Annotated in this window: 11 protein-coding genes; 9 read left to right on the top strand and 2 right to left on the bottom strand. The window is 54.7% G+C overall.

Annotation, left to right across the window (positions count from 1 at the left end; translation table 11 throughout):
* From QZ197_RS12655 to QZ197_RS12615, 9 genes are all read left to right on the top strand, one after another.
* A partial coding sequence (locus QZ197_RS12655; protein ID WP_296432377.1) for a PucC family protein occupies positions 1-1338 on the top strand: 1338 nt, incomplete at its 5' end.
* Positions 1339-1357: 19 nt separating this feature from the next.
* A complete protein-coding gene (gene puhA, locus QZ197_RS12650) occupies positions 1358-2116 on the top strand; it encodes a photosynthetic reaction center subunit H (RefSeq protein ID WP_296432376.1) in 759 nt (252 codons plus the stop codon).
* Positions 2117-2189: 73 nt separating this feature from the next.
* Positions 2190-2828 (top strand): photosynthetic complex putative assembly protein PuhB, encoded by a 639-nt coding sequence (puhB, locus tag QZ197_RS12645; RefSeq protein ID WP_296432375.1) that lies wholly within the window; start codon positions 2190-2192, stop codon positions 2826-2828.
* A gap of 5 nt (positions 2829-2833) precedes the next feature.
* Positions 2834-3292 (top strand): photosynthetic complex assembly protein PuhC, encoded by a 459-nt coding sequence (gene puhC, locus QZ197_RS12640; protein WP_296432374.1) that lies wholly within the window; start codon positions 2834-2836, stop codon positions 3290-3292.
* Between the two features lie 52 nt (positions 3293-3344).
* Complete coding sequence (locus QZ197_RS12635) at positions 3345-3641, top strand: hypothetical protein (RefSeq protein WP_296432373.1); 297 nt, start codon at positions 3345-3347, stop codon at positions 3639-3641.
* Positions 3638-4756, top strand: a complete 1119-nt coding sequence (gene acsF, locus QZ197_RS12630) for a magnesium-protoporphyrin IX monomethyl ester (oxidative) cyclase (protein ID WP_296432372.1) — start codon at positions 3638-3640, stop codon at positions 4754-4756. The genes QZ197_RS12635 and acsF overlap by 4 nt, the downstream gene beginning before the upstream one ends.
* An 82-nt stretch (positions 4757-4838) precedes the next feature.
* Positions 4839-5624: a putative photosynthetic complex assembly protein PuhE gene (gene puhE, locus QZ197_RS12625; protein ID WP_296432371.1), complete on the top strand. Its 786-nt coding sequence runs from the start codon at positions 4839-4841 to the stop codon at positions 5622-5624.
* Positions 5625-5629: 5 nt separating this feature from the next.
* Entirely contained in the window at positions 5630-6844 is a 1215-nt protein-coding gene (gene hemA / locus QZ197_RS12620; protein ID WP_296432370.1) for a 5-aminolevulinate synthase, read from the top strand.
* Between the two features lie 112 nt (positions 6845-6956).
* Positions 6957-7400 (top strand): c-type cytochrome, encoded by a 444-nt coding sequence (locus QZ197_RS12615; protein ID WP_296432369.1) that lies wholly within the window; start codon positions 6957-6959, stop codon positions 7398-7400.
* Between the two features lie 56 nt (positions 7401-7456).
* Here the strand turns inward: QZ197_RS12615 and bchO are convergent, their stop codons facing one another.
* Both bchO and QZ197_RS12605 read right to left on the bottom strand, forming a co-directional pair.
* A complete protein-coding gene (gene bchO / locus QZ197_RS12610) occupies positions 7457-8302 on the bottom strand; it encodes an alpha/beta fold hydrolase BchO (RefSeq protein WP_296432368.1) in 846 nt (281 codons plus the stop codon).
* A gap of 3 nt (positions 8303-8305) precedes the next feature.
* Positions 8306-9331, bottom strand: a 1026-nt coding sequence (locus QZ197_RS12605; RefSeq protein ID WP_296432367.1) for a VWA domain-containing protein, incomplete at its 5' end; no start/stop codon positions are given.

The following is a 9331-nucleotide window of genomic DNA, read 5'->3' as shown; positions in this document are numbered from 1 at the left end:
TTGCGTCTGTCGTTGTTTCAGGTTTCGGTGGGTATGGCGGCTGTGATGCTGCTGGGCACGCTGAACCGTGTGATGATTGTCGAGCTTGATATCGGGTCGATGCTGGTTGCTGCTATGATTGCGCTGCCAGTTTTGGTTGCACCGCTGCGTGCTTTGGTTGGGTATAAATCTGACAATTATAAGTCTGCCATTGGTTGGAAGCGTATTCCGTATCTCTGGCTTGGCACTATGTGGCAGTTTGGCGGTCTTGCGATTATGCCGATGGCATTGTTGGTGCTGTCGGGTGATCGCACGCTTGATTTCCCGATTGCGGGTTATGTTGGTGCCGCCCTTGCGTTTCTGATGACCGGCTTTGGTATGCACATGACGCAAACCGCTGGTTTGGCGCTAGCTGCTGATCGTGCGACCGAAGAAACGCGGCCAAAGGTAGTCGCACTTCTTTATGTGATGAACCTTGTGGGGATGGCGTTTGCCGCGATTATCATCGGTGCGTTGCTGCGTGACTATTCTGCGTTGCGTTTGGTGCAGGTTGTGCAGGGCACGGCTGTTGTCACACTGCTTTTGAACCTGATTGCGCTTTGGAAGCAGGAAAAGGTCAAACCAATGACCAAAGCCCAGCGCGAAGAGGCGTCGCCGACGTTCCGCGATGCGTGGAAAGATCTAGCAAGCGGTGGCGATGCGGGTCGTTTGCTGGCTGTCGTGTTTATCGGAACAATGGCGTTCAACATGCAAGACGTGCTGCTAGAGCCATATGGTGGCGAAATTCTAGGCCTATCTGTGTCTGCAACAACATTGCTGACTGCAATGTGGGCTGGTGGCGCGCTTGTTGGTTTTGGATTTGCGGCGCGCTGGTTGGCGAACGGCATTGATCCTTACCGGATGTGCGCACGCGGTATTCTTGCGGGTATCCTCGCGTTTTGCGCAGTGATCTTTTCGGCCCCAATCGGGTCGCCTGCTTTGTTCTATCTAGGCGCAGCTTTGATCGGTTTCGGTGGCGGCCTGTTCGGCGTCTCGACCCTGACGGCTGCCATGACAATGCCCACGACTGGCAATGCCGGTCGTGGTTTGGCCCTTGGCGCGTGGGGGGCTGCACAAGCCACCGGCGCCGGGCTGTCCATCTTTATCGGGGGTACTATCCGTGACCTCGTGAACCATGCCGCTGGGAACGGCACATTGGGAGAGGCGCTCGCCACGCCTGCCACCGGCTATTCGGTTGTTTATCACACCGAAATTGGCCTTCTTTTCCTAACCCTGATCGTGCTGGGGCCGCTTGTGCGGTTGCGGCCCATAACCGACGGAAGGTCTGCCAAGCTGGGATTGGCTGACTTCCCGACCTAACCACCGAAAGGATAATACTATGGTTGGTGTAGAATTTTTTGGAGACTTTGATCTGGCGAGCGCAGCAATTTGGCTCTTCTGGATCTTTTTTGCGGGGCTTGTTTACTACCTGCAAACTGAAAACATGCGCGAAGGCTATCCTTTGCGTGACGATGCCGATGGCGTGCCTGCTAACGAAAGCCTGTTTCCTTTGCCAAAGGAAAAGACATTCAAACTGCGCGATGGTCGTGGTGAACTGACAGTGCCTTCGCGTGAATACGAAGACACCAAGATGCGGTCCGACCTTGCGTTGGCCCAGTCTTCTGTGTCGACTGGTTCGCCTTGGATCCCGACAGGTGATCCGATGGTTGATGGTGTTGGTCCTGCCGCTTGGGCGCCGCGCCGCGATGAGCCTGAGCTAGACGCGCACGGTCATGTGAAAATCAAGCCAATGTCGCTTTTGGAGGACTTCAAAGTCTCTGCGGGACGTGATCCGCGCGGCAAAGTTGTTGTTGGCCGCGATGGTGAAGTTGTTGGCCGTGTCACTGATATGTGGGTCGACGTGCCAGAGCAGATGGTCCGCTATTTGACCGTCGATCTAAACCCAGAAGGGTCCGGCAAAACACGCTTGATCCCGATGACGCTTGCTAAAATTGGTACTGACCGCGTGACGGTCAAAACACTGATGGCAAGCAACTGGGATGGCGTTCCGAAAACCAAAAGCATGGAACAAGTCACCGTGCTCGAGGAAGACAAGATCACAGCGTATTACGCTGGCGGGACAATGTACGCGTCCTGATCTGAAGCGATGAAAATGATGTGTCCCCGGTTCGCCACCGGGGCCACCACGAAAACAAAGGGGGGAACATCCCATGAGCCATGATGATTTTAACTTCGAACCGATCAAAGGGCTGCCAGAGCAGTTGCCTGACGGTGAACATATCTTGTGGCAGGGTGCCCCTGATCCACGTCGCCTTGCCCGAGAAGCATTGGGCGTGCGCTGGGTTGCCGGCTATTTTGCTTTACTTGCATTCTGGCGCATTGGCGTGTCTTCGGCTGAAATGCCGCTTGGCGCGGCGATCTTCCATGGTGTGCCGTTTCTTGTTCTTGGCGTTGTCGCCTGCGGAATCCTTTACGCGATTGCCTATGTCCAAGCGCGTTCCACGGTTTACACGTTAACCAACAAGCGGGTGGCAATGCGCATTGGCGCGGCGCTGACTATGACGCTGAACTTGCCTTACACTTGGATCGGCAACGCGAGCCTTGACCTGAAACCATCGGGTCACGGCACATTGGCGTTTGAGTTGATTGGCGAAACACGCGTGTCCTTCCTGATGTCCTGGCCGCATGTGCGTCCTTGGCACATTACTCGTACGCAGCCCGCTTTACGCTGCATTCCTGACGCCGAAAACGTGGCACGTCTATTTGCCGAAGCCGCCGAAACACGGATTTCAGAGCCACGCGTTGAACGCATCAGCCAAACAGACGGCAATGCCGTCGCAGCGGAGTAAGCATCATGTCCCAACTTGAACAACAAATGCGCCACCGTGACAAAGAAATGGTGCCCCGCTTTCTGGTGCAGGCCATGTTTGGCCTGATGGCAGCGACACTTTCGCTTGTTGCCTATGCGCAGTGGTTCGATGTGCCAAACCGCGGTGTCTTGGTAGAGGCACCAGTTACGCAATCGCTCGAGATTGTCATGGTCGGTGATCGCAGCGGTATTTACGAGGTTTTGACGACAGATGGTCAATTGATCGCATCGTCTTCTGACGAAAAAGCTGGTTTTATTGGCGTCATGGGTCGTGTCATCGACCGCGAACGTTTTGTGCATGACCTGACAGGGAATGCGCCGATCACTGTTGTCCGCCGGGAGAACGGCAATATCGCAATCATTGACGATACGACTGACCTGTCCGTCGAGTTGATTGGATATGGCAAGGATAACGTAGCCGCCTTTGCCAAGCTGCTAGACTGAAACAGTGCGCGGGTTAGCCCCCTGCGCCTTTGATTTGTGAAAGGGAACTCACATGGGACTATTTTTTAGAGAGACAGAGACCGCACCATGCACGGTCACGATCTCGCACCGGTTCGAAGAACTGTCCGCGCACGTGCGGTTAGACAATGGCGCCGTCATCAATCCGGGTGACACGGTGCAGGTTCAAGGGCCAGAGATCATGGCAGCCTTCGGTGAATTGGTCGAAGAACAGCGTACGGCAATCATTACCCGTGCATCGAAAATCGAGCAGATGTGGACCCGCGCGACCGGCGATTTCGAGTTCATGGAGCTTTGCGAATTCTCATTTAGTGAAGAGGTACTGTCATGAACATGCACTCGTCCAATGCGTCCACAGCCGAAGAAGCGATTGCCGCCCAAGAGGCGCTGCCACCGCTGACCAATGAAGAAGCAACGCAAGTTGCGATGTCCAACACGCTGCTGACCCCGCGCTTTTACACCACTGATTTCGACGAGATGGACGCGATTGATGTCACGCCTGTCCGCGAAGATTGGGACGTGCTGATTGCGGCGATGAAAGCAGACCCTAACAAAGGTCATTTCAAGAAAAACGAAGATTGGGGTACCGTTGATTGGGACGGTATGGAGCCCGCTTTGAAAGCAGAATTCATCGACTTTCTGATTTCCAGCTGTACCGCTGAGTTTTCGGGCTGCGTGCTTTACAAAGAAATGAAGCGTCGCGGTGCCAACAAAGACATTACCGAACTGTTCGGCCTGATGGCCCGTGACGAGGCCCGCCATGCTGGTTTCATCAACGACGCGCTGCGCGAAGCAGGTATTGCGGTGAACCTAGGCTTTCTGACACAGGCAAAGAAATACACCTATTTCCGCCCCAAGTTCATCTACTACGCGACTTATCTGTCCGAAAAGATCGGTTATGCCCGCTACATCACGATTTACCGCCACTTGGAAAAGCATCCTGAAATGCGGTTCCACCCGATTTTCAAATGGTTCCGTGAATGGTGCAACGACGAGTTTTCCCATGGCGAGGCATTTGCTTTGCTGTTGAAAACAGACCCAAAGCTGACCGAAAGCCGCATGAATAAGTTGTGGATCAAGTTCTTCCTCACGGCTGTTTTCTCCACCATGTGGGTGCGCGACCACCAGCGTCCAGAATTCCACAAAGCGCTGGGCGTTGATCCAAAATGGTACGGCCAAGAAGTGTTCCGCGTCACGTCAGAGATCACCACGCAGGTGTTCCCGATGACGCTCGATATCAATCACCCGCGTTGGGAGCCGACATTGAACCGGATGCAGGATGCCAATGTGCAGATTGCAGCAGGTCGCAAGCAAGGCGGCGTTGGAGGTTGGGTCAAGCGTATGGCGGGTTCTGCAAAGGCGGGTTTCGCGTTTGTATCGCTTTTGACAATCCCTGTTCACAAGAATGCTGTGCCTGATCGTCCTGGTTTGGTGCCAGCTTACTGATGGTGGGATCGATTTTCATATTGAAAATCGGTGGAGGCGCTGCCTCCACACCACCGGGATATTTTTACTCGGAAGAGGACCAATGAGTTCGCCTTGGATCGCATCGCTGATCGCTATTTTCGTCTGGTGGTTTTCCACTGGTGCGATTTTGGTCGCGGTGCGACGGGCTGATCGGTTGGGCACGCATGGAATGACGGTGTTCATGGGGTTGCCCCTGCTTGCGCTTGGGGTTTGGGCTGTGAATGCGTCGCTTGCTGATGTGTCGGTTTATGGTGCTTATCTTGGTTTTGCTGGCGCTTTGGCGATCTGGGGCTGGATTGAACTTGCGTTTCTTGCCGGTGTGATCACCGGTCCGCAGCGTGAAGATTGCCCATCAGGCCTTGCCCCGGGTGACCGGTTCTTTCGCGCTTTTTCGACCGTTGCCTATCACGAGCTGGCGCTGACGCTAGGACTTTGGGGGTTGGTTATGGCTTCGGTTGGCGCGGAAAATCGCATTGCGGTTGCCATTTATCTGGTGCTGTTCTTGGCGCGAATTCTGGCCAAGCTGAACCTGTTTTATGGCGTGCCGCGTATCAATCTGGAGTTTGTGCCAGACCGCTTGATACACCTCAAATCATACTTCCGGCGCGGTCCAGTGACGCTCGCTTTCCCCATAGCGATAACTGTCTTGACCGCCCTTTTGGCAGTTTGCGCCGAACGCCTTTGGACCGCCGGGTCTGACGTGACTGTCGTGGGCTTTGCCTTGCTGACTGCAATGGCTGCACTTGCCCTACTTGAACACTGGTTGATGGTAGTGCCATTGCCCGATGCGAAACTCTGGCGGTGGATGCTTCCCTCGCCAAAAACGATGACCAAAGAAGAGAGATAAGTTCGATGGATTTTGACGCCCTATTCAACGCCCAAATTAGCCAACTGAAAACCGATGGAAACTATCGGTATTTTGCTGAACTGGAACGAAAGTGCGGCAAGTTCCCGCGCGCTGCAAACCATGACGAAGATGGCGTGCGCGACGTTACCGTTTGGTGTTCCAACGACTATCTAGGCATGGGCCAGCATCCAAAAGTGATCGCCGCGATGTGCGAAGCGGTTGAACGCACCGGAACGGGCGCAGGCGGTACACGCAACATTTCAGGTACAAACCATGATCACCTTTTGTTGGAACGTGAATTGGCTGATCTGCACGGCAAAGAGGCCGCATTGCTTTTCACATCGGGCTACGTCTCCAATTGGGCCGCGCTTAGCACGTTGGGCAGCCGCCTTGAGAATTGCGTTATCCTGTCAGACGCGGGCAATCATGCGTCAATGATCGAAGGCATTCGCCATTCACGCGCAGACAAAGTGATCTGGAAGCATAACGACGTGCATGATCTGGAAATGAAGCTGCGCGCCCTTCCAGCGGATGTACCTAAGATCGTTGCCTTTGAGAGCGTCTATTCGATGGAGGGCGACATCGCCCCCATTCGGGAAATCGTAGAAGTTGCCGAAAAGTATGGTGCGATGACGTACTTAGATGAGGTACACGCCGTTGGCATGTATGGACCACGCGGTGGTGGCATTAGCGAGCGCGAAGGTCTGGCCGATCGCATTACGCTGATCGAAGGCACACTGGGCAAGGCATTTGGTGTGGTGGGTGGTTATATCACTGGGTCTGTGGCCCTTTGTGATTTTATCCGTAGCTTTGCGTCAGGGTTTATCTTTACGACTGCCTTGCCGCCCGCTGTGGCAGCTGCGGCGCGGGCGTCGATCGCGTATCTCAAGACTTCTGAAATGGAACGCGCCCAGCAGCGCCGCCAAGTCGCCCGCCTGCGGGCTGCATTGGACCGCGAAGGCATCCCGCATATGGAGAACGACAGCCATATTGTTCCTGTCATGATCGGTGATCCTGTCAAAACACGGATGCTCGCCGATTACTTGATGCGCGAGTGGGATATCTACGTCCAGCCGATCAATTACCCGACCGTTCCAAAAGGAACGGAGCGGCTGCGCTTTACACCATCGCCATTGCATACGGATGCTGATATCGCACACCTTATCAATGCATTAAGGGTTTTATGGAAACAATGTGCACTTGCGCACGCTGTTGCGTAATACGCTTCACGCAAACTTTTGCCGCAGGGGGTGGACCGCTTGGCCCTATGCGTTATGTTAGCCTTTGACTGGGGCGAACGGTCACAGAACTAGATCGAAGAGGATTACGATCATGAAGAAATTTACAATTGCAGCTGCTTTTGCTGTGCTTGCCGCACCCGCATTTGCAGACGGCCATGCCGCAACTGTCGGTGACGCCGCCGCGGGTGAAGAACAATTCAACCGCCAGTGTGTTGCTTGCCACGTCGTAGCTGACGCATCTGGCGAAGTCCTTGCAGGACGCAATGCGAAAACAGGACCAAATCTTTATGGTCTTGCTGGTCGCACAATGGGTTCCGTTGAGGATTTCCGCTACAGCGATGCATTGGTTGAGCTGGGCGAAGCTAGCACACCTTGGACTGAAGAAGCCTTTGTTGGCTACGTTCAGGACCCAACTGGTTGGCTGCGCGAAACCCTAGAAAACCGCCGTGCGCGGGGCAAAATGGCCTATCAAGTCCGTCAGGAAGATCAGGCATACGACCTTTATGCCTACCTCGCTACTTTCAGTGCTGAATAATAAGCAATTCACGCTTTAGAATGCGAAAAGCCGTCAGGGGAAACTCTGGCGGCTTTTTACGTGTCTAGAATAAGCTGTGCGATAGTTTCCGGATCTTCTTCGTGGGCCAAATGCCCAAGATTTGGCAATTCCGTTAGCCGCGCATTCGTCAGCGTGCGCACGGCATCGGTGCTAACATGCGGCGGTACGGCTTTATCCGAAAGCCCGGTGATCAGATGAACAGGACAATCGACCTTGTCCAATCGCGCCAATAATCCATCCAGCGACCATTGCGACATCATAGAAAGTGTCGCGTCCACATGGCCTTTGTCCTTTGCGAGTCGATAATAGAGGTCGAGCCCCTCTTGATCCAACTGCGATCCTGTTCCTTTTACCAGATTACGGATGCTCGCTGGCGTCGTCGTGCTTGCGAAAATACTGGCGCTAAAGGGTGTGACCGCCAAGGCTTTGGCCATGATCGGAAAAAGCCAACCAGCGACGCCTTTGAAATTTCCCAAGGCTGCGTTTATGCCGACAATCCCGCGTTTTGGTATCATCCCTAGTTCCCACATGCGCAATGCAATCGCGACACCCGCGGAATGTCCAACTATCAAGTCGGGCGCCCACCCTTGGTTGCGGCAAAGGGAGAGTAGATCTTCGGACATATGATCAAGTCCGCAGCGCTGCTGCGCGCCTAGCTGGGTGAATCCTTGTCCGGGTAGATCGACAGCGATGACACGGTTTGTCTGCGCAAGTATCGGAAAAATCCCGCGAAAACTTTGTGTTGTCCCACCAGCGCCGTGAATCAGTAAAACCAACGCACCTTCTCCGGCTTCTTGGATATGCCAGCGGTGCGGGCGGTGCAGCACTTGACGAGAACACTGTGCAAGCGGCCAGTCTTTTGCGTCTTGTGGCCAGCGCATCTGTTAATCGCCCAAAACAGTCGCGACAGACTTTGACAGCTTTGCAGCGTCTGCGCGTGGCAATGGCAAATACGCTGCATTCAAAGTCTGAGCGAGGCTGCGCAAGGCCGGTTCCGGTCTGTTGCCGGTATCAATTACAATTGCGTCCGTGTTATTTGCCCGCAAGATACGCGCGATTTGCTGGGCATCGATTGCTGCCTGTTTGCGGTCAGCCGTTCCATCAAGTGCAATATTCGCCCGTCCATCGGTGAGAATTGCAATTGTCGGGGTCAAGCCCCGCCGCGACGCCTGAGTCGCCTGTTCAAACGCGGTCATTAATCCAGCCGCAAGTGGTGTGCCGCCGCCACCTGGCAAGGCGGCAAGACGCCGTTTAGTTTGTACCAATGACCGTGTGGGCGGTAGCAAAAGCTCTGCCTCGGTTCCACGAAACGCAACAAGTGCGACGTGATCGCGCCGCGCATAGGCTTGCGCTAGCAGCAATTCGACCGCGCCTTTGGCTTCGGCCAATCGCGAAAGCGCCGACGACCCAGAAGCATCGACGGCAAAGATCAAAAGGCGGTCTGACTTTTCTTCAAATCGTTTGATCTGAATATCAGCGGGTCTAATCTGAAGCCCCTCGCGACCTGATGCATCGCGCCGGATCGTTTGCCAAGGTGCCGCCGCACGCAAGGTGCCTATGATATCAATTTTAGCCCCATCGCTGATCCGGCCTGCGCGTGATGGCAAGGGACGCCCGCGACGGTTGCCCTTGCGCGCTGCACCTGTTCCATTTCCACGACCAGCGCGTGCCTTTTGCGCCGCTAATTGATCAAGCAGGTCATCAGGAAGTAGTGCCCGCACCGCCTCGAGTAGCAACTCATCCGGCAGATCAAGCGTTTCATTATCTTCACCACTCTCGTCAGAGTTTTCATCTTGCGGCGGTGCAGGCGGTTCTTCGTCGGTTTCGGGTTCCGGAATGCGCGTCGCGCGATGTGCAAGGGTCAAGGCACAAGCTGCCTCAAGATCGTCAGATGTGACACTATCCCTGCC

This window comes from Yoonia sp. (assembly GCF_017854415.1).
Classification (GTDB): domain Bacteria; phylum Pseudomonadota; class Alphaproteobacteria; order Rhodobacterales; family Rhodobacteraceae; genus Yoonia.
The sequence above is the reverse complement of the archived record's forward strand: the minus strand, read 5'-3'. Positions and strand labels throughout refer to the sequence as shown.

Excerpts from the sequence above, each read along its gene's own strand:
- puhB (WP_296432375.1), top strand. The coding sequence starts at position 2,190 with ATGAGCCATGATGATTTTAACTTCGAACCGATCAAAGGGCTGCCAGAG.
- QZ197_RS12615 (WP_296432369.1), top strand. The coding sequence starts at position 6,957 with ATGAAGAAATTTACAATTGCAGCTGCTTTTGCTGTGCTTGCCGCACCC.
- puhA (WP_296432376.1), top strand. The coding sequence starts at position 1,358 with ATGGTTGGTGTAGAATTTTTTGGAGACTTTGATCTGGCGAGCGCAGCA.
- acsF (WP_296432372.1), top strand. The coding sequence starts at position 3,638 with ATGAACATGCACTCGTCCAATGCGTCCACAGCCGAAGAAGCGATTGCC.
- hemA (WP_296432370.1), top strand. The coding sequence starts at position 5,630 with ATGGATTTTGACGCCCTATTCAACGCCCAAATTAGCCAACTGAAAACC.
- puhE (WP_296432371.1), top strand. The coding sequence starts at position 4,839 with ATGAGTTCGCCTTGGATCGCATCGCTGATCGCTATTTTCGTCTGGTGG.
- bchO (WP_296432368.1), bottom strand. The coding sequence starts at position 8,302 with ATGCGCTGGCCACAAGACGCAAAAGACTGGCCGCTTGCACAGTGTTCT.
- puhC (WP_296432374.1), top strand. The coding sequence starts at position 2,834 with ATGTCCCAACTTGAACAACAAATGCGCCACCGTGACAAAGAAATGGTG.
- QZ197_RS12635 (WP_296432373.1), top strand. The coding sequence starts at position 3,345 with ATGGGACTATTTTTTAGAGAGACAGAGACCGCACCATGCACGGTCACG.